This is a genomic window from Enterobacter cloacae complex sp. IR5384, assembly GCF_049237265.1.
GTDB classification, from domain to species: Bacteria; Pseudomonadota; Gammaproteobacteria; order Enterobacterales; family Enterobacteriaceae; genus Enterobacter; species Enterobacter cloacae.
Map to the genome: position 1 here is coordinate 1 of NZ_JBMKHJ010000017.1, position 23731 is coordinate 23731.

The 23731-nt window shown below is 48.0% G+C and carries 25 protein-coding genes, 1 tRNA gene and 1 pseudogene; 17 read left to right on the top strand and 10 right to left on the bottom strand.

Annotation, left to right across the window (positions count from 1 at the left end; all coding sequences use genetic code 11):
* Positions 1–83 precede the first annotated feature (83 nt).
* A complete protein-coding gene (locus tag ACOTX3_RS14855) occupies positions 84–224 on the bottom strand; it encodes a hypothetical protein (RefSeq protein ID WP_250116763.1) in 141 nt (46 codons plus the stop codon).
* 308 nt (positions 225–532) lie between these two features.
* Positions 533–1798, bottom strand: coding sequence for a hypothetical protein (locus ACOTX3_RS14860; protein WP_023303143.1), 1266 nt, complete (start codon positions 1796–1798; stop codon positions 533–535).
* A 429-nt stretch (positions 1799–2227) separates the two neighbouring features.
* On the opposite strand from ACOTX3_RS14860, the gene ACOTX3_RS14865 reads away from it, so the two are divergent.
* The 13 genes from ACOTX3_RS14865 (at position 2228) to ACOTX3_RS14925 (ending at position 11920) form a co-directional block, all read left to right on the top strand.
* Positions 2228–2464, top strand: a complete 237-nt coding sequence (locus tag ACOTX3_RS14865; RefSeq protein WP_023303142.1) for a helix-turn-helix transcriptional regulator — start codon at positions 2228–2230, stop codon at positions 2462–2464.
* Between the two features lie 357 nt (positions 2465–2821).
* On the top strand, positions 2822–3466 hold the full coding sequence (locus tag ACOTX3_RS14870; RefSeq protein WP_023303141.1) for an inovirus Gp2 family protein: 645 nt from the start codon (positions 2822–2824) through the stop codon (positions 3464–3466).
* 99 nt (positions 3467–3565) lie between these two features.
* A complete protein-coding gene (locus ACOTX3_RS14875) occupies positions 3566–3961 on the top strand; it encodes a putative zinc ribbon protein (RefSeq protein WP_080297790.1) in 396 nt (131 codons plus the stop codon).
* A 140-nt stretch (positions 3962–4101) separates the two neighbouring features.
* Positions 4102–4479, top strand: coding sequence for a hypothetical protein (locus ACOTX3_RS14880; protein ID WP_223259293.1), 378 nt, complete (start codon positions 4102–4104; stop codon positions 4477–4479).
* 44 nt (positions 4480–4523) lie between these two features.
* A complete protein-coding gene (locus ACOTX3_RS14885; RefSeq protein WP_023303139.1) occupies positions 4524–5261 on the top strand; it encodes a HupE/UreJ family protein in 738 nt (245 codons plus the stop codon).
* Between the two features lie 13 nt (positions 5262–5274).
* A complete protein-coding gene (locus tag ACOTX3_RS14890; protein ID WP_023303138.1) occupies positions 5275–5964 on the top strand; it encodes a hypothetical protein in 690 nt (229 codons plus the stop codon).
* Between the two features lie 149 nt (positions 5965–6113).
* Positions 6114–6476, top strand: coding sequence for a hypothetical protein (locus tag ACOTX3_RS14895; RefSeq protein WP_223826472.1), 363 nt, complete (start codon positions 6114–6116; stop codon positions 6474–6476).
* A gap of 63 nt (positions 6477–6539) precedes the next feature.
* The gene (locus ACOTX3_RS14900; protein ID WP_023303136.1) at positions 6540–7460 is read left to right on the top strand and encodes a hypothetical protein; all 921 of its coding nucleotides are present in this window, start codon (positions 6540–6542) and stop codon (positions 7458–7460) included.
* Between the two features lie 53 nt (positions 7461–7513).
* On the top strand, positions 7514–8272 hold the full coding sequence (locus ACOTX3_RS14905) for a hypothetical protein (protein WP_023303135.1): 759 nt from the start codon (positions 7514–7516) through the stop codon (positions 8270–8272).
* 235 nt (positions 8273–8507) lie between these two features.
* On the top strand, positions 8508–9794 hold the full coding sequence (gene nirA, locus ACOTX3_RS14910; RefSeq protein WP_023303134.1) for an MFS transporter: 1287 nt from the start codon (positions 8508–8510) through the stop codon (positions 9792–9794).
* A gap of 104 nt (positions 9795–9898) precedes the next feature.
* Entirely contained in the window at positions 9899–10168 is a 270-nt protein-coding gene (locus tag ACOTX3_RS14915) for a metal-sensing transcriptional repressor (protein ID WP_023303133.1), read from the top strand.
* A 12-nt stretch (positions 10169–10180) separates the two neighbouring features.
* Positions 10181–11317 carry a nickel/cobalt efflux protein RcnA gene (locus ACOTX3_RS14920; RefSeq protein ID WP_023303132.1) on the top strand — a complete coding sequence of 379 codons (1137 nt, stop codon included), beginning with the start codon at positions 10181–10183 and terminating at the stop codon, positions 11315–11317.
* A gap of 162 nt (positions 11318–11479) precedes the next feature.
* The gene (locus ACOTX3_RS14925) at positions 11480–11920 is read left to right on the top strand and encodes a YgiW/YdeI family stress tolerance OB fold protein (RefSeq protein ID WP_135702047.1); all 441 of its coding nucleotides are present in this window, start codon (positions 11480–11482) and stop codon (positions 11918–11920) included.
* Between the two features lie 140 nt (positions 11921–12060).
* On the opposite strand, the pseudogene arsR reads toward ACOTX3_RS14925, so the two are convergent.
* A pseudogene (arsR, locus tag ACOTX3_RS14930) lies at positions 12061–12315 on the bottom strand (As(III)-sensing metalloregulatory transcriptional repressor ArsR); the annotation flags it as partial.
* Positions 12316–12400: 85 nt separating this feature from the next.
* Between arsR and ACOTX3_RS14935 the strand changes: the two are divergent.
* The 3 genes from ACOTX3_RS14935 to ACOTX3_RS14945 are packed head-to-tail and all read left to right on the top strand — an operon-like array spanning position 12401 to position 15308.
* Positions 12401–13348 (top strand): ABC-three component system protein, encoded by a 948-nt coding sequence (locus ACOTX3_RS14935; protein WP_077064325.1) that lies wholly within the window; start codon positions 12401–12403, stop codon positions 13346–13348.
* A complete protein-coding gene (locus ACOTX3_RS14940) occupies positions 13332–13604 on the top strand; it encodes an ABC-three component system middle component 6 (RefSeq protein ID WP_350029641.1) in 273 nt (90 codons plus the stop codon). Before ACOTX3_RS14935 ends, ACOTX3_RS14940 begins: the two co-directional genes overlap by 17 nt.
* A complete protein-coding gene (locus tag ACOTX3_RS14945; RefSeq protein WP_023303128.1) occupies positions 13605–15308 on the top strand; it encodes a DUF2326 domain-containing protein in 1704 nt (567 codons plus the stop codon).
* A 75-nt stretch (positions 15309–15383) separates the two neighbouring features.
* Here the strand turns inward: ACOTX3_RS14945 and ACOTX3_RS14950 are convergent, their stop codons facing one another.
* From ACOTX3_RS14950 to proB, 5 genes are all read right to left on the bottom strand, one after another.
* Positions 15384–16319, bottom strand: coding sequence for a hypothetical protein (locus ACOTX3_RS14950; protein WP_023303127.1), 936 nt, complete (start codon positions 16317–16319; stop codon positions 15384–15386).
* A 225-nt stretch (positions 16320–16544) separates the two neighbouring features.
* Positions 16545–17750 carry a tyrosine-type recombinase/integrase gene (locus ACOTX3_RS14955; protein WP_023303126.1) on the bottom strand — a complete coding sequence of 402 codons (1206 nt, stop codon included), beginning with the start codon at positions 17748–17750 and terminating at the stop codon, positions 16545–16547.
* Between the two features lie 163 nt (positions 17751–17913).
* A tRNA-Thr gene (locus ACOTX3_RS14960) sits at positions 17914–17989 on the bottom strand.
* Between the two features lie 111 nt (positions 17990–18100).
* The gene (gene proA / locus ACOTX3_RS14965) at positions 18101–19354 is read right to left on the bottom strand and encodes a glutamate-5-semialdehyde dehydrogenase (RefSeq protein WP_045901775.1); all 1254 of its coding nucleotides are present in this window, start codon (positions 19352–19354) and stop codon (positions 18101–18103) included.
* An 11-nt stretch (positions 19355–19365) separates the two neighbouring features.
* Positions 19366–20469, bottom strand: coding sequence for a glutamate 5-kinase (gene proB / locus ACOTX3_RS14970; RefSeq protein ID WP_058678566.1), 1104 nt, complete (start codon positions 20467–20469; stop codon positions 19366–19368).
* 304 nt (positions 20470–20773) lie between these two features.
* Between proB and phoE the strand changes: the two genes are divergently transcribed.
* Positions 20774–21826: a phosphoporin PhoE gene (gene phoE, locus ACOTX3_RS14975; protein WP_013095744.1), complete on the top strand. Its 1053-nt coding sequence runs from the start codon at positions 20774–20776 to the stop codon at positions 21824–21826.
* A 101-nt stretch (positions 21827–21927) separates the two neighbouring features.
* Here the strand turns inward: phoE and crl are convergent, their stop codons facing one another.
* Positions 21928–22329 carry a sigma factor-binding protein Crl gene (gene crl, locus ACOTX3_RS14980; protein WP_023620943.1) on the bottom strand — a complete coding sequence of 134 codons (402 nt, stop codon included), beginning with the start codon at positions 22327–22329 and terminating at the stop codon, positions 21928–21930.
* Between the two features lie 57 nt (positions 22330–22386).
* Positions 22387–23631 carry an esterase FrsA gene (gene frsA, locus ACOTX3_RS14985; protein WP_023620942.1) on the bottom strand — a complete coding sequence of 415 codons (1245 nt, stop codon included), beginning with the start codon at positions 23629–23631 and terminating at the stop codon, positions 22387–22389.
* Positions 23632–23731: the final 100 nt, after the last annotated feature.

Genomic DNA, 23731 nt, shown 5'->3' on the forward strand with positions numbered 1-23731 from the left:
AACAGTAAGCGTCGGCATGGTTCTAGCGAACAGATGTCACCGACAGAATATGAAAACCAGTATTATCAACGGCTCGGAAGTGTCTAGATTATCCGTGGCGATTCAAACTCCATCGCATTGACAGTGCCAAACCAGTTGCCCCATTGCTGCTCCTGGCCCATGGCGTGCACAACACAGCTAAACAATGTTGCACCGAAAAGAAGTACAGATGTGATCTTCAACATAGAAATTCCTTACTATTGTTTTACAAACGAAAAATGGCCTTTTGTAGTACAAAGGGCCATTCGATCGTATGCATTTTGTCCGGGGCGGGATAATCGTTATTACTGATCAGTTACCAGGAATTGATCGTTATTATCTATGCAAATAACGATCAATAATTCACTATCGATAGGTAGTGACTATCATTATTTGAAGTATCGATCGGTGTTGCAGATCAATGCGGTGAGACACTCCAGAATCTGTCCGGAATGATCTCACCGTGGTAATACAGGTCTGAAAAAAAATGGGATGCGTCAGAACGCGGGGATGCTCAGTCTTCGTCCTTGTCACCTTCCATCATCGCTTTTTGCAACCTCGTCCAGATTTTTTTTGAGGTTGAGCCCGGATTTTTATCTGGCATCGGTGCTGAGTGTTCATCACTGCGAGGTAATTTCCCCATACGTTTCAGAGCTTCCCCAATGGAAATATGCGTAACCTGGCCATCGCTGGAATTATCAGTAGGAGAGGCGTGCAGTACCGTTGCATTATGAGTTTGACAGTCCTTTTCTTCCTTTTCCGTTATTTCATTGACCGGAGCATATTGGCTATAGGACTGTATTTCCGGTATGAAGGACATGTTACTGATAGTAGCAAGCTCGGTAAGTGTTGTGACTGTAAATGGTTCAGAAACGGGATTGGGCGCGGATGTTTTATTCTTTATCCGGGCACGCAAAGATGCTTTTCTTTCTCTGGTATCAGAAGTTGCTCTGTACTGATGTACCTGCCATGCCTTTTTAAAACGTTGCATAAATAGTTCATCTTTTAAAAACAAATAAATGAACAAAAAATAAAACTTAACAGCCATGTATTTTTCAAAGGAGCCTGACGGCCTCAGCATGGACAGCATACTGCTGTTAGTAAAAGGTGCCGGATTGGTTTCTCCTGTATAATGCCCCTCACGGTCTTTTCTCCGGGTATTCATTCGACTTCTATCTTTCTGAATGTATTTCCATGCCCAGTCGCATTTTTTCTTGCTTTTTGGTGAAAGAGGGAAATTTATACTCGAAGGATAAATTTCCTCCCACTTGTTACGAATCTGGCGCATCAGATCGAGCCTGGCTTTAAGGGTCGCAGGTGCACGGTCAAAAAAATCCTCTATAACTGATAGACGCTCTTTATTATCGACAGGGTAAGCATCCAGTTCCAGTTTATTGTAAAGGGAATCATGTATATTGGGATAGCGTTGGTTCCTTATTCTACCAACTATAAAAACGTCCAACTCAAGCAATTTGAATGAATCGTGTATCTGGCTTTTGATAAACAGCCATGTGAAGTAGCAAGCATCAGGTGATTTTTTTACCCAAGAAAATTCAGATGCGGGTATCTGGAGTGATTTAAACTCATTAAAATCTATTGTGTAGATCCTCTTAACCTCATTATCTTTTATCAGTCGCACAGCCTGATTAATTGCCTCTTCAGCGATTTCAATATTACTGCCAAATATGTCATCTGCATTGTAAATGTTTTTAGTTGATGCCAGTTTATTGGTCAGTATGGCCAGATCCTGATCAGATAGATACCACAAGAATAATCTCATGGCCCTCCTGTTATTTATTATTGCACTGTGCAGTGAATTTTCCACAAGTTACGTCCTGTAATACGTTTCGATTAAATTTCAATCATCATAAGGTCAGGTATAAAAATAGTCAAAAAAGAAGAGTGAAAACTAGTTATTTTCATAGCTATAAACGTAGTTTTTTATGTAGTAAAAAATGTAGTACATGACTGGCCTGTAAGTCTCGTAACGTCAGGGCTTTTACCATATTTATGGATGTGATTTCAGCATGGATTTCTGCTTCCAGTTTATCAAAGTGTGACGACAGGGTGACTTCTGAGCATCTGCAGTAAAAGGTTGCAGCTTTTCAAATGCTGCCCAGATCACTGGGAATGTAAAATCGTACATACGCGACCAATGACATGAAAGGATGCCGACCGGTGTCCTCCTGATAAATTACGGAAACATGTCATGAGCACTATTAATATTCACGAAGATAAATTCGTTAGCATGCAGTTCATTACTGAACTGACAGGGTTATCTGATAAATGGTTTTATAAGCTGGTGCATGAAGGTAAGTTTCCAAAGCCGGTGAAGTTTGGTCGCAGCTCCCGCTGGATTGAAAGTGAAGTAAAAGAGTGGATCGAGGAGAGGATTAAATTATCGCGTTCTGGTTCTATTGTAATCTTTAATGAGGAAAACAAGTAAGCCCTTTCCTTATGAAAAACCAGCTAACTTCGGAGTGAATTCTAAATATAGAATGTGAATATCTCCTGGAATTCAGCGGTCGTTTAATACACCAGTTGTGTTGGTATGGTAATATATACTCATCAGTACATACCTGCTATACATGCGTAATATAAACATCAACACCAAGTATCACACTAAAATAAGCAACAATAATTACCACATAAACTTCATTAATATCACATCAGTGATATATGTCCGATACGTTTATCAGTTAAACATGGCATCTACACTCTAACAATCTGAAGTGATATCACTCCCATCCTTTAAAACATTATGGCATCAGCAATGATGCTCTTCATTCTGAGAAAAGAAACAATGAATAATATCTATACACTCAATATGAACCATGCACCATTCAACACTCATTACTTACATCGATTGTCGAATGTCATTCATAACGCTGTGCGTGAACATCCAAGAACAACAGCCATTCGTGTTGACCTTCATGTACCCAATTATAAAGATACCGGTGATAGCATTTCTTGCATCATCGATATGAATAAAGGACTCATGTCCCGTTTTATTGAAGCACTTGATGCCCGTATACAGATATTCCTGAAGAACAAAAGTAAAAATGGCATGAGAGTCTATCCGTGCCATTTACGCTACGCCTGGGTTAAAGAAATTGATAAAGATAAAAGTGATAAACCACACTGGCATGTGGTGTTATTCCTCAATAAGGATGCCTTTCTCGGTCTCGGTGATTATACGGGGAATGATTATAACGTGGCCTCTATGATTCAGGCTGCATGGTTGAGCGCTTTAAAGCTACCTTTAGCTACTGAATATTTAACGCTGATTCACTTCCCTGATAATCCCTGTTATCACCTGAATATCAATAATCCTCCAGCCTACTCTGAGTCATATAACGGTTTAATGTACCGCCTTAGCTATCTGGCAAAGGAACGTACGAAAGTATACAGCAATGAGGAACGGTCATTTGGCTGTAGCCAGTCTTGATCGAACAGGGGCTGGTCAGGGTGTTACCGCCAGCCACATCTCTCAACCAAACACAAAGCCAGCTAACCATGCTGGCTTTTTTATTTTTCTCCGGAGTTCATGATGAATTACTTCGTTTTAGCCACTCATGCCGTCACCGCAAAGGGCGAATGGGTTACACCAGAATCTGTTCAACAGGTTGATTTTGATTCAATGTATTGTATTTACTGCAAACTGCAGATCGGCGTTCAAGTTGATCCACTGACATCTACAAAAACGTTTGTGCACCTACCGGGACATATCAACAATGTTGCTCGGCTCAAAACATGTCGATTTAACAAGCTACAAACAGCACCAGAGCAAACCTCGCTAAAAATCATCCCAACTTCGGAAAAGCCCATTCGACCTACCAACACGAAGATAAGGCAATGGCGATGCTGCTGGTGCCATGTTTGTTGGCATGGAGAGAAGATATGTCCTCAATGTGCTGACTGGATCTATGCAACTGATGTGTAAGAGCTGTATCGATTGCTTGACGCCAAAAAGCGGAAGTTATGCCAAGTAATTATTAAAACAACATCCGGCTCCAAAAGACCTATTGAAATGCGGTCAGCAAAACAGATACATTACGCACGTTGTTACCTTGTATCACCAGGATGTCGTTGACTGTGTTTTTTAGCCGTGAAGTCATTTCCAGAATCGTGCTTATCATCATGGCTGTTGCCGTGCTGAGCAGTTCGCTTATGGCAAAACCACAGGCTATGTATAACGTTCAGGATACAACGTCTGTCAGTGAGCATCAGCACGACAGCGATGAGCCGCTGAATGAACACGATCCGCTACTGTTCCACTCGCACGGTAATGTGCATCACCTCAATGCCGATCATTCCCACGATCTGAACAAGCTCTTCACTCTGACTGCCTTGCAGGCCTGGAACGCAGGTATGCGCGCGACGTTTGCACTGAGTTCAGAACAAATTCTGCGAATGCCACAGGCCACCCCCGAACGCCCTCCGAGATCCCTGTCTGCGTAATAACTGCTGTTAATTCGTTATTATTCAAACTGTAAGGATTTTGTATGAACACCTGCCTTAATTTACAAGGCCGGTTGAGCGGTGGCCTGTTTTCGACTCAGGCGCGTTCGGCTTGTCTGTTTTTCTTATTGTTATTGCTTTTCTACAGCCAGGGTGCGGCCGCACATGGCGTAGCCGAAGGCGACAAAGGGTACATTCAGGAAATCACCGGGATTAACATCATCCCGTTTATCTACCTTGGCGCGAAGCACATGGTCACCGGCTACGATCATCTGCTATTTCTGTTCGGCGTGATTTTCTTTCTCTACAAAATGCGTGATATCGGGCTGTACGTCAGCCTGTTTGCTATCGGGCACTCCACGACGCTGCTTATTGGTACGTTCTTTGATATCAGCGTCAGCGCCTATCTCATTGATGCCATTATCGGACTGTCCGTGGTCTACAAAGCCCTTGATAACCTTGGCGCATTCCAGCGCTGGTTTGGCTTTCAGCCTAATACGAAGATGGCTACGCTTATCTTTGGTTTCTTCCATGGCTTTGGCCTGGCGACCAAAATCAAGGAGTTCGAAATTTCCCCCGATGGCCTTTTCGTCAACCTGATTGCCTTCAATGTCGGGGTCGAGATAGGTCAGCTTCTGGCGCTGAGCGCCATCCTTATCATCATGAGTTACTGGCGGCAGACGGCGAGCTTTTTCCGCCATGCCTACACCGCCAACGTAGTGATGATGAGCGCCGGTTTCCTGTTAATGAGTTACCAGATTTGTGGCTACATTTTAGCCTGAGGGAGAAAAGAGAATGTATAACACCGATTTACCGACCCGCGCAGAGCTGCCGTCTGCGATGAAGCTGATGCAGTCCACTATTCTGGCGGCTATCGTCGCTTTGACGCTGCTGATAACCATCGTGATGCCTTCAGAATACGGTATCGATCCAACGGGCGTTGGCCGTCTGCTGGGCCTTAAACAGATGGGCGAAATCAAAACGCAGCTGGCGGAGGAAGCCGCCACGGACAAACAGGCGAGTACGAGCCAGTGGGGACAGTCAACCACTCCGGTGAATGAACGTCCGGTGCCGGATAACCCGCCGACAATCACGCAAAACAACTATCCGGAGCTGAGCGTTCCGGCGACAACTCGTGCGCCAGAAGCCCCAACTGCCGGTTCTCAGCGCAATCAGCTGTTAATTACTCTGAAACCGAATGAGGCGGCTGAAGTTAAGATGGAAATGCGTAAGGATGCCCGGGTGACTTACCAGTGGACAAGCTCTGGACCTGTCAACGTGGATGCACACGGCGATCCGGTTAACGCACCGAAAGGGTTTTACCACGGCTATGGTAAGGACCGGCAGATAACCTCAAGGGATGGTGTGTTGCAGGCCGCCTTTGACGGTAAGCACGGCTGGTTCTGGCGAAATCGTGGTTCACAAACGATTACTATCCAGCTTGATACCAATGGCGAATACCAGAGCATTAAGCGCGTAATCTGATTAATCAGGCCCGCATTATGCGGGTCTTTTTACACACTTCGGCAATACAAGACTTTACACTCCAGCCTCTTACATCCCCCCCAGGGGGATGCTAATATTTTTAAACCGTTGTCACTGTCCATTGAGAGAAGCACTCAGCGATGTACCTGATGTTTAAACGTTCACCCCGTTATATTCTGATGATTGTCATCATGGCCGTTGGCATGATGATGTCGTCGATGGGCACGTTTGCGTCACACGGTACCAACGGCCTGACAGGTTACGAGATGAATCTGCATGATGCAGAAGTCACCATGACAGTGCAGGATCACTCCCACGACTCGGATATCCCTCAGTCTGGTCACGCAGGCCATCATCAGACAGACCATTTCCATGAAACCCCTCAGCAGCCGCCCTCTGTGGAGATCACCCTCTCTCCTATAGCAGACAGATGGTTGCCGCTCGCCGATCTTCGCAGCCCGGTTAAGGCTACGGACATAATTTACCGCCCTCCAAGCACCCGCAAGATCTGATCGCTGTTGCCGGTAGCAGTTTGCTGCCTGGCGTTTACCAACTTCAGATTTAGCGGAGAAGCTATGTACACAGACTCCATACAGGCGCGTCGTGAGATTGCGCGTAATTTTACTGAACTTAATTATCGCATTAACCCTCTGCACTGGCAGACACTGTGCATGGGCGTGAATCGCGATCTCCAGGCCAAAAAACTGCGTCCGAACGTCCCTGTTCCTTCGCGGCGTAAGGTCATTCCGTTCCTGAAAATGATGCACAAAGAAACGGGTTCGATGCTGAAAGCTATTCTTGCTTTTGGTTTCGATGGTCCCTGGACCTCCAGCGGTGGTTCTTTTCGTCTGGCGCGAGAAATTGGGTTCGACATTGCCCACCATGCGAAAAATATTCACCACAAAAACGGTACCGTCACCTTCCTTGAAATTGGTGCTGCCTGGGCAGGTTTTCGTGCTGAAGAAGCGACCAGCCATCAGGCGACGATTTCCGGGCTTGCCCAGAGTTTCAGGGAGCAGCTTGGGGAGAGTGCATTCCTGCATTTCACCAATCTCACGCCATGGCACGAATCGCTGCCAAAGGGGGTGACTGAGCATCCCTACGTGACGGCAGCCGGTCTCTGCGCACTGGAAAATCGCGGCGTTCAGGCCGGTGGGGTCGATATTATTTATTCCCAGGCCGCAGCCTATTTCGAGCAGGACTACACAACGTTCCTTCGCAGCGCAGCCCGTCTGCTGAAAGGGGATGGCGTCTTAATCTTCAACCATGATCCTGTTCTGGCGAGCGCGATGGATGAAGTCGCGTGGGAGCACGGACTGCGGCTGGTCAGACGTAAGCAAATGGGCGGAATGAATGGCGCGATTGCCCGTTATCACCGGCTTCGTTCATCCCCAGTGAGTCAAATGGTTTTCCCCGGCGTAAACCGGGAACAGGACGATGAAGTGGTCTGTGAATCACTGGTTATGTCGGCACTTCGTCGCAGCGTGGAGGTGTAACGCCCGATATGTTGACGCGCAGACATTTTCTCACCACCACAGGAGCGTTGCTGATGACAACATTACTGCCGGGGGAAACCCTGGCAGCCTCTCTGGCCGAAAAAGTCAGTGATACATGGCAAAGAATTATTGCTCGCCGCACTGCTAAGGAGACGATAACGCCGGGCTGGATTTTGCAGTCGCTCGGGCTTCAGCCGGGCTCAACGGAACTGCGGAGAGCCATTTTTGAACTGGTCAGGCGCGTGCCCTATCAGCTTGGGTCATGGAATAACCAAAGCATGAGCCTGTTTGAGCAGGGTTTTGGCGACTGTCGTCATAAAGCCGCCGCGGCCGAACGATTGCTGGTTGCCGGTGGGATTACGGCGAAGAGAAAACTGGTGCAGTTTGACTGGGCTGATTTACCCGTTCCTCCGGAAATACTGGCTATTTTGCCGCAAACCCAGGGATTTCATGACACAGTAACTTTTGAGTTAAACGGGAAAACCTGCCTGTTTGATGCCACCTGGGATATCGCCCTGCGCGGCGCGGGCTTCCCGGTGATGCCTTCCTGGGATGGCAACTCTGATACCTGGTCGGTGACCTCCCGGATGTCGACGCAGCAAACCGTACAGATGCCACAGCCCGGTCAGGATATTTACAGCGCTAACCAGATGAGCTGGCCTCAGCGCGAGAAAACCATGGCCTTCAATCAGGCGCTGAATAGCTGGCTGGACGACGTTCGGGCTAACCGTGATGACTGGTGCACCATCGTCCATAGCGATGTTGAAGCCACGCGGCTGAGTCTGAAAACCTGCCTGGGACTTCTGAGTTAACACCTTTCTCGTCAGAAGGGGCTTCGCAAGGAAGCGGTGATAACACCTTCGACACTCTTTATGCTGCTTCAGGTATAACGCTGGGATACCTGAAGCTTTTTTTATTCTAAATATCAGATGATTGGTCAACTTCCTATCCTCCCCACCAGGATAATGCTTGTCATTTTTTTCAGGTCGCTCTATGCTTTCAATATCCCCCCCAGGGGGATATAAATTTAAGCCAAGAGAATTCCTGATGCTCAATATTCTATCTAATCGTACCTATCGCCACCTGTTTATGGCACAGGTTATCGCCCTTATCGGCACCGGTCTGGCGACCGTCGCGCTGGGTCTGTTAGCTTATGATCTCGCCGGAGACAGGGCCGGTGCTGTGCTGGGTACCGCGCTGGCGATCAAGATGAGCGCCTATATTCTGGTTGCGCCGGTGGCGGCAGCCTTTGCCGACAAATTCCCGCGTCGCACTATGCTGGTGACGTTGGATCTGGTTCGCGCTCTGGTGGCTATTGCGCTGCCGTTCGTCACCCAGATCTGGGAAATCTATATTCTGATCTTCGTACTTCAGTCTGCCTCGGCGGCGTTCACGCCAACCTTCCAGGCAACTATCCCGGATATTCTTCCTGACGAACGCGAATATACGCGGGCGCTGTCTTTGTCGCGTCTGGCCTACGATCTGGAAAGCGTTATCAGCCCAATGCTGGCGGCGGCGCTGCTGACGGTCATGAGCTTCCACAATCTGTTTGCCGGGACGGCGGTCGGGTTCCTCGCCTCTGCGGCTTTGGTTGTTTCCGTCACATTACCAAAGATGAAAGCGTTAACGGTTAAACGCAGCATCTATGACAAAACGACGCGAGGCATGCGTATCTTCCTGAAAACACCAAGACTGCGTGGCCTGCTGGCACTCAACATGGCCGTAGCAGCGGCGAGCGCGATGGTTATCGTCAACACCGTTGTTCTGGTTCAGGCTGATTTTGGTTTCTCACAGCGATCTACCGCCATTGCTCTGGCCTTCTTCGGTGTGGGTTCCATGGTGTCGGCGCTGGTTCTCCCAAAACTCCTCGACAAAATGAGCGACCGCATGCCGATGCTTGTGGGGACCGCGCTTTTAGTGATTGGACTTGGGCTGGGTATTTTCCTGAAGGATTACGTCACGCTGGTTGTGCTGTGGGCGCTGCTGGGTGTGGGCTATTCGCTTTCTCAGACGCCAAGTGGTCGCCTGCTGCGCCGCTCATCAACGGCTGAAGACAGACCTGCGCTGTTTGCTGCCCAGTTTGCACTGTCGCATTCCTGCTGGCTGGTCACTTATCCGCTGGCCGGGTGGGTAGGTGCCACATGGGGAACACAGGCTTCGTTTGTCGCCCTGACTATTGTGGCCGTGCTGTCGCTGCTTGCCGCCGTACTGATCTGGCGTCCTGAGCATGAAGCTTACGCTCAGATTCACCGTCATACCGATTCAGACACAACCCATGAGCATGATTTCGTCATCGACGATGAACATCCGTCATGGCCGAAGAAAGATAAGTAATTAACCCAAAAAGACAAAGAATCAGGAGAGGATAAGCCGATAAAAAGTGTGACCCTGGCGTTGATACACATTATCTTATCCCCTCCACCTGGAGAGGATAAATCATGACCGTTCACGCATCACACCCTGACATTATTAAAAGACTTAAACGTGCCGCAGGGCACCTGAAAAGTACCATCCAGATGCTCGAAGATGAAAGAGCCTGTCTGGATATCGCCCAGCAACTGCACGCAGTGGAAAAGGCGATAACGAATGCGAAGCGTACCTTAATTCATGACCATCTGGATCACTGCCTGGAGGACGCCCTTCATGCCGACCACAGTGAGTCTGATAACACGCTTAGCGAATTTAAAGAGATAACTAAATATCTTTAAGGCAAGCGAAACATGACTGATTTTTCTGCTCTTTTACAGCAAGGCGTGGCGAATGCCTGGCTGTTCATCCCCAGTGCGATCCTGCTGGGTGCGCTTCACGGACTGGAGCCGGGACACTCCAAAACGATGATGGCCGCGTTTATTGTGGCTATCAGGGGAACGGTGAAACAAGCCGTATTACTGGGGCTTGCCGCGACCATTTCTCATACGTCTGTGGTCTGGCTCATTGCTATGGGCGGGATGTACATCAGTCAGAAATTCACCGCCGAGTCCGCTGAACCCTGGTTCCAGCTGATTTCAGCCATCATCATTCTTGTCACGGCGGCATGGATGTTCTGGCGCACCTGGCGCGGTGAAAAACTGTGGAAAATGGAGCAGGAAGAGGAACATGGCCACGGCCATCACGAACATGACGAAACCCGCATAATCGATACCGGCCACGGCAGCGTTGAACTCTCTATTTTCGAGGAAGGGCAACCGCCTCACTGGCGTTTACGCACACTCAGCGGCAGGAAATGGGAAGCCAGCAATATCTCTGTGGCCACAAGGCGGGGGACTGGAACGTATTCTCAGGTTTTCGACTTCGTTGAAAAAGACGGGTTTATGGAATCAGTCCTGGCAATCCCTGAGCCACACAGTTTCGATGTGCGCCTGTCTTTAGGCCATCGTGGGCATGTACACGATTATGATGTGGAGTTTCGCGAGCATGAGCACGGTCACGACCATGACCACTCCGCGCTGGAGGGGCTGGATGTTAATTCCCGCGAATACCAGGACGCTCACGAAAAAGCCCATGCTAACGACATCAAAAAACGTTTTGCCAATCGCAGCGTAACCACAGGGCAGATTATCCTGTTTGGGCTAACCGGTGGACTCATTCCTTGCCCGGCGGCCATCACCGTTCTGCTGCTGTGCATCCAGGTGAAGGAATTTACGCTCGGCGCTGCACTGGTACTGTGTTTCAGTATCGGCCTGGCGATTACGCTGGTTTCTGTGGGTGCAGCGGCGGCGTTTAGCGTTCGCCAGGCAACCAAACGCTGGAGCGGTCTGGATACTCTGGCACGCCGAGCCCCATACTTCTCAAGCGTACTGATTGCCCTTGTCGGCATTTACATGGGCTACCATGGCTGGATCGGCGTTACCCGCTGATTTTCTCTTGTAAAAGCCACATGCCTGAACCCACCGACCGGTGGGTTTTTTTATCTCTGAAGCCTGTCACATTTTTATCCCCCCGCAGGGGATAGCAATTGAGCTTTTATAGACGCTCATTTATGATTAAGTTATCCCCCCTGGGAGGATGTGAAATCATAAATGGAACCTGCTATGCAAAAACAATACTTCAGTCATATTCGTCGCCAGTTCGTCAACGTCACCGGCGTATTGCTCGCTTCATCCATCGCCATTCCAGCCCTGGCAGCGCAAGGCGGTTTCTCCGCAGAGAAAGATCCAGTCGCCACTGAGCGCATGTATGCCGGTCATAAGGTTCAGCAGGAAAACAGTCAAAGCCGCATTCAGGCCGTGTCGTCAATGCACGAAGGGGCGTGGATCACGCTGGAAGGCAATGTCATCAGCCAGCAGCAGGAAGAGTGGTACACCTTCCGCGATCCAACCGGAACCATCAAAGTTCGTATTCCGCAGAAAGTCTGGAACGGGCAGCACTTCGATGCGCAGGATCTGGTGCGGGTGAGCGGGCAGATAAGCCGTGAGAATGGCACCACGAGCGTTAATGTTGAAGTGATTAAAAAGCCTTAATGTGAAGAGTCATTAGAACTGTGAGTTCAACGGGTCGATGGAACGCTATCTTTATAGCAGCATATGCCAGTTCAAATACCATTAACGCTTTCATTCTAATACCTCACATTTGAATAAACACATATGTACAGGCAAATTTTTTAAATACAAACAGCCTTACTGCTACCCGAGCAGTTTGCTGATGCCAGCTTACGGGCGATGGCCTGTACGTCGTCCTGTTGGCTTAACCAAGCCTGCTCAATTACCTGAGCAGCCCAAGAAGAAATATGCGGAGATAAGCGGTAGTGAACCCACTTGCCCTGCTTGCGATCCAGCAATAGGCCACTTTCCCGAAGCATCGCCAGATGACGAGAGATCTTAGGCTGCGACTGTTCCAGCGCCGTGCAAAGTGAAATCATCTCCAATTTTGCTAATCATAGGTTTACAACAATGAATGAGAGGATATTATCACTAAGAGTGTTCATCATGGATGAGAGGAAAATGAGTTCGACACAGCAAGATTACCTCTACAGACAGTTCTTTCGGTTAAAAGTACACGAATGTATGGGAGACAGTTTTCAGGCGCTCTTTTCGAAGGTTATGCAATACGCAACTCCTGGCTTTCAAGCTGTTTCCCCTTGGGGAAACTGGGGAGATGGCGGGAATGATGGGTGGATTGCTCATGAAGCTCATTACTTCCAAATTTATGGGCCTAAACCTTCAAATCAAACCAAAGAGCTAGAAGCTGTTAATAAATCGATTGGCGACTTTGATAAATTAGTCGCCAAATGGGGGAAAGTATCAAAATATACTTTTGTAATGAATGATTATTTTAAGGGTATTCCAGCACCTGTTGGACTTTCATTAAATTCGCTTGCAATCAGTAAAAGTCTTAATCACGCAGGTGCAATGGGCGGGATGGAGCTCCTTCAAAAATTTATGTCATTATCTGAGGGTGAAAAGCAAGATATTGTAGGTTTCATTCCTGAGGTTGATTTGGATTTTACAGATAGTCGAGCTGTTGGCGAAGTGTTGACTTTTTTAGCACAAAAATCTTCTTCACCCATAAATTTTTTAAGTGAAACCGCCCCGGACTTCGAAGATAAAATAAAAATAAATGGTATTACAAAACCAATAAAGAGCAGGCTGGAATCTTTTAGTTATCAACTATATTTGATAAATGAATTTTTAGATTCTGTTGATAGCGGTCTTGAACAAACTATAGCTCAAGAAGTTAAAGAAACTTATGCAAAAAGCAAATTGGCGATAACTGAAGATAACCACAATTATGCAGATTTAAGATACACTTGGATGATAGATAAACTCCTTCCCCCTCAAGTTACCACAAGTGCGGTCGCGAGTTATCGATTTGCAGCAGAGTTAATTTTAGCTAAATATTTTGAGACATGTGATGCTTATGAACATCCAAGCAATGCTTCTGCCACATAAGCATGTTAGGTTTAGTAACTCCCTAATTGCGATTGCAGGATACACCCGTTCGTTAATTGATGGACCGGTATCCATAGAAGAACTATGGACAAAAGTAGAGCGAAAAAATAAATCAACGATAATCACGCCCTCTTTTACACAATTTATGCTTGCCGTAGACATTCTTTTTTGCATCAAACAAATAATGCTAGATAACGAAAACAGAATAATGCCAATATGCAGCATTGATGACAAATTACAAAATAAGGAAAGTTAAATGAAGTTAATTCGCTTAACTTGCGATCAGCCAACCTTTCATCCAGTGCATTTCAATGACACAGGGCTAACGTTGATTATTGGTGATAGCTCTAAAGAAAAAGAAGGCAGTAGTAACGGAGTCGGCAAGACACTTATTCTCGGCCTCGTTCAACATTGCTTAGGCGCTAATGCTGATAAAAAATTAACTTCAGCAGTTCCAGATTGGTGGTTCTCGTTACTTTTTTCTCATAATGGAGTTGAATACTTAATATCTAGAACGGGAAATGGGAAAAAATTATTATTAAATGACAAAACAATATCTCTAAAAGCATTTAAAGATCTATTAGACAAAATAGGGATATTTAATCTTGAGAATAACATTCCGTATTTATCATTTAGATCTTTATTTAAGCGTTTTTCGCGATATACCAGAGATGACTGCATCAGTCCAACTAGGACAAAAAAGGAGCAAGACTTTGAAGCATTGCTTCGCACCGCATTTCTTCTCGGCATAGATCATAATTTAATATTATCCAAAAGAAATAATAAGCAAGAACTGGATAAAGTAAGTCAATCCCTAAAAAATTGGCAAGACGATGATATTCTTAAAGACATGTTTAGAGCAGGCTCTCAACCTAAAGTACGCTATGAATGGCTAGAAAGAGAGATCCCAAGACTGCAAGATGAACTTAATACATTTCAAGTTCACGAGCAATACAGAGCTATTGAGAATGAAACAAACAGTTTAACTATAAAATTACGAGAAGTTGAAAAAAATAAAAATATAGCTGAATTTAAAGTTAGTAATATAGAAAAAACTTTATTATCACACCCTGATATTTCAAGAGAAGATCTTCTTGAACTGTACAATGGCTTACAAGAGATTTTCAAGCCAGAAACATTGGCCCATTTTGAGTCAGTTGAAAATTTTCACAAATCATTATCTTTTAACAGAAAGAAAAGACTTGAAAATGATAAAATAAAACTTTTGTTAGAAATTGAATCTCTTAAAATTGACATTAATGATATTTCGGCATTACGTGATTCATATTTGGAATCCCTGCAAGGCAAGAAAGCATTTGATGAATACGCAGTCATAGCGAGACAACTGGCTGAATTTAAAGAAGAAAAAGAAAGGCTGCATGATTATTTAAATTTCTCTATTAACCTTCAAAAGAAAGCTCAAAATCTAAGAGAAAGAAAAGTTGAACAAGACAGATTAGCGGTGAACTATGCTTCTACAAATCCTCTTTCAGAATATGATAAATTTTTTGCTGAACTCGCAGAAATAATGTACCCGAGGGTACCAGCAGGAATAGTTTTAGATGTTAATACTGGTGACAACAAAATCCGTTATGATCTAAGCATCCAAATCGAGGGTGATGATTCGGATGGGATCAATGATGCTAGGATATTATGCTTTGACTGGTTAGTATTTACATGTGGCGAAAACCATGCCATGGATATGCTATGGCATGATAATCGTCTTTTTGCCGATATAGATCCAGGTGTTCGCGCAAGATGGTTCTCTTTTGTCAATCAGTCATTAAAACGAAGCGGAAAGCAATATATAGCATCTTTAAATACTGAAAACTTTAATGCTATGGAAACAACTTTATCTGAAATCGAAATGTTAGAACTGAAATCAAAAATTGTCCTTACTCTTCGTGGTGATAAAGCAGAGAATAAACTTCTCGGCATTCAATTTGGAAGTAAAAAGTAATCCTCAGGCAGGCACTGCCTGCCGAGTATCAGTTGCTTGCTCGTTATCGGTAGCAGTATTAACCGACCTCGAGACTCAAAATTCACTCTCATCTTTTTTCTGTAATGCCACACCAAGGCTATCAAACAATTTTTCTCCAAGAGCTTGTGCGTGATCCAGCAACATTTCTAAATCTTGTTCGGTGATCACTACCGAATTACCTTCTTTATCTTTTCCGCCACGATGGACTAAATGATTACGCTTTTGTGTAGCTATTTCTATCGCATCTATTGGCCACTCTTTATGTACATTAATATCAAATGTAGCTTTATAACGACCTACAACTTTGTTTGTACTATGCCAACTTGCACTAATCAGATGTTCTTTGATTGCTTTAATCAATTCCGCCCTCATGTTTTCAATAGATTCTCCTTTGAATGGCAAAGCCAATATTTCTTTACTTACCTTAAATTCCGTCTTACCTTTTTCTATGAAATCTTTAAGGTATGAGTCATTTTTATCTATGGAGTTAATAAACAACTCAACATAAAGAGTTTCCAAAGCTGTAATGACGTTAATGTATAAGATGCTAAGCAGATGTTCTTTTTGCTTATCTTTAAATTCGCCTTTAGCCAGCATTTTTATTCCATCAATGCTTTCAACGAACTTAGAAAAGGGTTGTTCGGAAGATGTAACAGCATCGTACAAGTCTTCGTCGTACCAATCATTAATATTATTTGAATTACCTGACCACTCGTAGCACTGTTCTTGTAAATCATTAACTAGTTCTTGGATATAATCAAATTTCACGTACCCTTCAAACATCGCTTGCAACTCTTCACTTGCTTCGTATGGGCCACCATAAATGTAAGCATATCCGCCTTCACGGGATTCATACGGACAAGAGTTTGCGGGATCTTCGAAATTTTCAAAAAACCAATTCCGCATAACTTCAAGTTGATTTGCTTTACTTATATATTGCAGAGATTCGAGCGGGACTTTTTTACCATTAACATTAAAGACAACTTTCACGATACAACGCCTCTTTGAAAAAGTTATAACATTTTGACTCACTCCTCAGTGACTAACATAGCATGATTTTCATCTCTAACCTCCGCAGATCTTCACATCCTACGGTACAACAAAAAATTTGCGTAAAGCATTAACTTCGAAGGCAAAAAATAAACTCACGTTGGTTCAGCCTCTTCGATGAGAAGAGGCTCTACTTGCCCCTTACCACTCTATCAAGCAATCAAGCTAATAGCTGCATAAGCTAGGGGTTAGCTGGAATTTGCCTACTTGACCGATGAAATCTGCATACCACTGCATCATCTCCCTTCGCCCTTCTAGATACAACGCATGGTTATACGTCCCTCGAATCGCGTTCTTATCAACATGCGCAAGCTGGGTTTCGATCCATGCCGTATTGAACCCTTCCTCGTGCAAAATCGTACTCATCGTGTGACGGAAACCATGCCCCGTTACCTTCCCCGTATACCCAATCCGTTTGAATACCTGATTAATACTCGCTTCGCTCATCGACTTGCGGGGATCATTACGCCCTGGGAACACCAGCGGATATTGCCCTGACATAACTTTGAGTTGCTGTACGATTTCCAGCGCTTGGGTAGAGAGAGGCACAAGATGGGGCCGCTTCATTTTCATTCGTTCGGCAGGAATTTCCCACACCGCTTTTTCAAGATCAAACTCACTCCAGAAAGCACCTCGGAGCTCACCGGTGCGTACTCCCGTAAGAATCAGCAGACGTGCTGCAAGAACAACTAACGGGCTTCCTGTATAGCCTGCGAGAGCTTTAAAGAAGTCTGGTAACTCCTCAACAGTAAGGAAGGGATAATGCTTCGATTCATGCCCTGACATCGCGCTGGTTAGATCCGCTGCAGGATTGTATTCCGCACGACCGGTGACGATGGCGTAACGAAAAACTTCGCTGCAGCGCTGGCGAACCTTCTTGGCCTTCTCTGTCGCGCCACGGTTTTCCATTCGACGTAGCACATTCAGCAGAACCAAAGGTTTGATATCATTCACCGGCTGCTGGCCGATATAGGGGAAAATATCTTTATTGAAGGCTTCGATAATGTCAGAAGCATACCCTTCTGACCATCGGCTCACCTTCGTTCCGTGCCATTCAAGCGCCACTGCCTGAAACGTATTATTGAGCTGGACATCGCGAACCAACTTTTCTTCTTTCTTAGCAAACGATGGATCGATACCCTCGGCCAGTTTTTTCTTGGCTTCATCTCGTAGTGCCCTCGCTTGTGCAAGGGACACTGCTGGATAGACACCAAAAGCCATACGCTTCTCTTTTCCATTGAAGCGATACTTCATCCGCCAATATCTGGAACCAGAGGGAACAACCTCAAGATACAAGCCAGCACCATCTGCCAGCTTGTAGGCCTTCTCTCTGGGTTTAGCGGCGTCTACCTGCCGTGCATTTAGCTTCATTGGGGGCATCTCCCTGGACCGAACACAGAATGCCCCCACTTATGCCCCCAACTGTAACTTGATTCCGGTTGAGTCCAGTTGATAACAGGAGATAAGATACGGGCTAGAAACCGCATTATACGGGCTTTAAGTTGATTTCGGTAGACTTGAGAAGAGTTTGAAATGGTGCCGATAATAGGAGTCGAACCTACGACCTTCGCATTACGAATGCGCTGCTCTACCAACTGAGCTATATCGGCCCTGAGAGGCCGGTTACGAGCGTAACCACGGGGCAAAAGGTTAGATCTATCCGGGTGATGCGTCAATGCCCTTTTGAATCAAACGGCTATTTTTGCATCACCCGTGATTATTTACGCACGAATCGTATCGTCGCCGATGCCGATCCACTTGTAGGTGGTCAACGCTTCCAGGCCCATCGGACCACGCGCGTGCAGTTTCTGCGTGCTGACGGCCACTTCCGCGCCCAGACCAAACTGTCCACCGTCGGTGAAGCGGGTTGATGCGTTCACGTACACGGCAGAAGAATCCACTTCGTTTATAAAGCGGTCGGCATTGCGCAGCGTGCGCGTCAGGATGGCGTCAGAGTGCTGAGTACCATGCTCACGGATGTGTGCTATAGCGTCGTCGAGATCGGCCACGATCTTCACGTTCAGATCCAAAGACAGGAACTCGTCGTCATACTGCTCCGCGTTTACCGGCACCACCGTCGCCGGGCCGTCTTTCAGCAGCGCCAGCGCCTTCTCGTCCGCATGCATCGTGACGCCACTCTCGGCCATCTGCTTGCTCAGGGCTGGCAGGAAGGTGTTCGCGATACCCTGATGCACCAGCAGCGTTTCAACGGTATTACAGGTGCTTGGACGCTGGGTTTTGGCATTCACAATAATCTTCAGCGCCGGTGCAATTTCGGCGCTCTCGTCCACCACGATATGGCACACGCCGATACCGCCGGTGATCACCGGGATCGTCGACTGCTCGCGGCACAGCTTGTGCAGGCCCGCGCCACCGCGTGGGATCAGCATGTCGATGTATTTGTCCATGCGCAGCATCTCGTTCACCAGCGCACGGTCCGGGCTTTCGATGGCCTGCACGGCACCTGCCGGTAAGCCGCACTCCTGCAGCGCCTGCTGGATGACCTTCACCGTCGCGGCGTTGGTGCGCCAGGTCTCTTTCCCGCCGCGCAGAATAGCGGCGTTACCGGTCTTCAGGCACAGGGAAGCGACATCCACCGTCACGTTCGGGCGGGCTTCATAAATCACGCCGATAACGCCGAGCGGCACGCGACGGCGCTCCAGACGTAAACCGCTGTCGAGCAATCCGCCGTCAATCACCTGCCCGACCGGGTCGGCCAGATTACAAACCTGACGGACATCGTCGGCGATGCCTTTCAGGCGTGCCGGGGTCAACGCCAGACGGTCGAGCATCGCTTCGCTCAGACCATTGCGGCGCGCTTCCAGCAGATCCTGTTCGTTGGCGAGGAGGATTTCCTGCGACTGCGATTCCAGATAATCAGCGATTTTTTCCAGCACGCGGTTTTTCTCGCGGCTGGAAAGGAGCGCCAGTTTGTAAGAGGCGGCCTTGGCGGCGGCACCCATTTGTTCCAGCATTTTCTGGCTCCTTAACGAATAATCATGTCGTCACGATGCACGGCAACCGGGCCATACTCGTAGCCCAGAATGGCGTCGATCTGCTGCGAGTGGTGACCCGCAATACGGCGCAGGGCATCGCTGTTGTAGCGACTTACGCCGTGAGCGATGTCGCGACCTTCAAGGTTACGGATACGGATCACTTCACCACGGGAGAAGTTGCCTGTCACGTTTTTAATTCCTTTAGGAAGCAATGAACTCCCTCTTTCCAGAATCGCGGCGGTCGCCCCTTCATCCACGGTCAGTTCACCTGCCGGCGGCGCGCCGAAAATCCAGCGTTTGCGGTTTTCCAGCGGGGATTCCTGGGCGTGGAAGCGCGTGCCGACGGAAATGCCTTCCATCACGTCGCCAATGACGCCAGGACGGCTGCCCGCCGCAATGATGGTGTCGATACCGGCGCGGCAGGCCACATCCGCCGCCTGCAGTTTAGTGCCCATGCCGCCCGTTCCCAGGCCAGAGACGCTGTCGCCGGCGATGGCGCGCAGCGCATCGTCAATGCCGTGTACATCGGTAATCAGTTTAGCTTCCGGGTTGGAGCGCGGGTCTGCGGTAAACAGCCCCTGCTGATCGGTCAGGAGCAAGAGCTTGTCGGCACCGGCCAGGATCGCCGCCAGCGCAGAGAGGTTATCGTTGTCACCCACTTTGATTTCAGCGGTAGCCACGGCGTCGTTTTCGTTAATCACCGGGACGATATTGTTGTCCAGCAGCGCGCGCAGCGTATCGCGGGCGTTCAGGAAGCGTTCTCTGTCTTCCATATCCGCGCGCGTCAGCAGCATCTGCCCGACGTGAATGCCATAGATTGAGAACAACTGTTCCCAGAGTTGAATGAGTCGGCTTTGTCCCACGGCGGCCAGCAGCTGTTTAGAGGCGATCGTCGCGGGGAGTTCGGGGTAACCCAGATGTTCACGCCCGGCGGCAATCGCCCCGGAGGTCACAATAACAATACGATGCCCTGCGGCATGCAGCTGAGCGCACTGACGTACAAGCTCAACAATGTGGGCGCGATTTAGGCGGCGCGATCCGCCTGTTAAAACACTGGTGCCGAGTTTTACCACCAGCGTCTGGCTGTCACTCATGATTCTCTGCCGTTCAACGATAAGGGAAAGTGATGTCGAACGAACGTTTTAACAGGTGTCAGGCCCGTTGCCAACTGCCACAGCACATCGCGAAACACTTTGTTGCGCGGGATCAGGAAGCGTAGCGGCGGACTTTGACAATTTTATTACCGAAATAATAAATCACAGTTTTTTAAAATTAATCTTACTTTGTCATAAAAGTTTCATTCCGTAACGTTAAAACCCTTTCTGTTTTTTCACGGGACTTAAGCATGAGCTTATCGTCCAGCGAATTTTTAAGCGCGTTTATAAGACAGGATCGAAAATGAAAAAGAGCACTCTGGCATTAATGGTTATGGGCGTTGTGGCTTCCGCATCTGTTCACGCTGCCGAAGTTTATAATAAAAACGGCAACAAACTGGACGTGTACGGCAAAGTTAAAGCAATGCACTACATCAGTGATGACGATTCAAAAGATGGTGACCAGACATACGTGCGTTTCGGTTTTAAAGGTGAAACTCAGATTAACGATCAGCTGACGGGCTATGGCCGTTGGGAAGCGGAATTTGCGGGCAACAAAGCAGAGAGCGATTCCACTCAGAAAACACGTCTGGCATTCGCCGGTCTGAAGCTGAAAGACTTTGGTTCTCTGGATTACGGTCGTAACCTGGGCGCGTTGTATGACGTGGAAGCGTGGACCGATATGTTCCCTGAGTTTGGCGGCGACTCTTCCGCGCAGACCGATAACTTCATGACCAAGCGTGCAAGCGGTCTGGCCACTTACCGTAACACCGACTTCTTCGGCGCGGTTGATGGTCTGGATATGACCCTGCAATACCAGGGTAAAAACGAAAACCGCGACGTCAAAAAACAGAACGGTGACGGTTTTGGTACGTCTCTGACCTATGACTTTGGCGGCAGCGATTTCGCGGTAAGCGGCGCGTACACTAACTCTGACCGTACCAACGCGCAGAACCTGCTGACCCGCGGCGAAGGCAAAAAAGCCGAAGCCTGGGCAACCGGTCTGAAATATGATGCGAACGATATCTACCTTGCGGCGATGTACTCCGAAACCCGCAATATGACCCCAATTTCTGGCGGCTTTGCCAATAAAGCGCAGAACTTTGAAGTGGTCGCACAATATCAGTTCGATTTCGGTCTGCGTCCATCCCTGGGTTATGTCCAGTCTAAAGGCAAGGATATCGAAGGTATTGGCGATGAAGATCTGGTGAAATATATCGACGTCGGCGCGACCTATTATTTCAACAAAAATATGTCCGCGTTTGTTGATTATAAAATCAACCAGATTGATGACGATAACAAACTGGGCGTGAGCAGCGATGATATCGTTGCCCTGGGTATGACCTACCAGTTCTGAGTCGGCAGTAATAAAAAAACCGGCATTAAGCCGGTTTTTTTGTGCCCGGTGGCGCTGCGCTTACCGGGCCTACGGGATCATCACCCGGCATTATTTCGTCTTTACGCCGTCAATTTCGCCTTTTCACTGGAAAAATCATCGGCAGGCTCAAGCTTCAGGTCCAGCGTGGCCAGTAAATCGCGCGCCTTGTCGTGGAACTCTTTCAGGGTATATTCCAGGCGGTCAATCACTTCCTGATCTTTGATGGTGGTGGCCTGCCAGTTGCCGTCTTTATTAAACAGGCCAAACTGGTAGCTATAGGTAAAACGTTTCTCTTCTGCTTCCATTTCCATCCACCAGCCCCAGAATTCACGTTTTTCGGGTGCAGGCTTCACGTTGACGCATACAGCCAGGCAGTCGAAAAAAAAGCGATTCTCTTCACACTGCTCTTCTCGAATATACGGGCCAAGAGCCATGAACTTCTTAATCAATCTACTTTTCGGGTGTCCACTCGGTAACGTCATTACGATCTCCTTTTGTGAAGCCACTGTTTTACCAAACCATCAAAATTTAGCAATCTCTTAACACAATCTCTGGGCGATCCAACGCGTAATCTCTTTTAATGCTTTGTCAAAATTCTGATACACCGGGCTGAAGGGAACTTCCAGCAATTTGCCATCCGCAGATGACGATGTGATTAAGCGTGACTCCTCTTCCGGGCTAAACGGATCGTTTTTCCAGAAGCCGGACAGCATCGGCGTTGGACACCGGCGTCCCAGCAGGCCCTGCGTTTTTAACGAATAGCGATTGAGTTCCACGCGCAGCGCTTCGTCTGAAGCATCATGCATGCCAAGGCGGCTGGCCAGCACGTCGAGGTACATTTCCGGCACGCTGCCCTGACGGGCAGGATCGCTGAGCAGAGCGTGAACCACCGGCCCAAGACAGGCTACGGCCTTCAGGCGTGACGCCTCAAGATAGGCCAGACGCACGGCCACGTTCGCCCCAAAGCGGAAACCAAACGCCGCGACGCGGGTGTGGTCGACCCAGGGAATGTTTTCCAGCGCTTTTAGCGCATGCTGGTGCAGAAGACTGGAATCCTGCGTCAGTTTCCATTTAGAGGAAAAACCGATAGAGGGCATATCAAGCGTCAGCATCGCGATCCCTTTTGGGGCGAAGTAACGCTCATACAGGCTGTAATAGTCGATTTGCAGCGAATCCAGCCCACCGCACATCAGCACGGTCGGAAACGGGCCGTCGCCTTCAGGCATATGCAGGAACCCAGTCACGGGCGCGCCGCCGGGGATGGTGAACTCAAGCTCGCGCATCCGGCCCGGCAAGCGTTGGGCAGCCTCTTCATAGGCACGGTTTGCCAGCGCCTGCGCCTGCTCCGCCAGCTCATCCCCTTTTAAGTGCGGATAGGCGGCAATGGCGTAAAGGTTGGCTGCGTGCAGCCAGTGCTTGCCGCTGAGGGTGGCGTCCTCTTCCTGGCTGGCTTTTTGCTGCCAGAGCATCGCCTGTTTCGACCATTCGTAGATCCAGTTGCCGCCGCGGTAACCCACCACCGTATCGTAGAGTTCGCTGTCGGTACGTTCGGCTTCACTCATGACGATACGCGCCTGCACATCAAGGATTTCACGCGGATCGATACCGCGCCAGATCCACATCAGGCGGTTAATCATGCGATACCAGTGAGGCACGTTTTTACCGTCTAATGCAGACTGGACGGCAGGCTGGTTCCCCGGATTGAAGCGACGCACCAGCGTCGAGGTTTCAGGGTGCTTGAAACGGGGTTTGAAGAGTGTCTCGGTGAGATTCGCCTGCGTCATTGCGTTGCCTCCATGGATACGTCATATAGTGTCCATTGTAACGCGTGGCAGGATAAAAAGAACAACGCCCGGCATAGCCGGGCGTGTAAAGTTACGTACG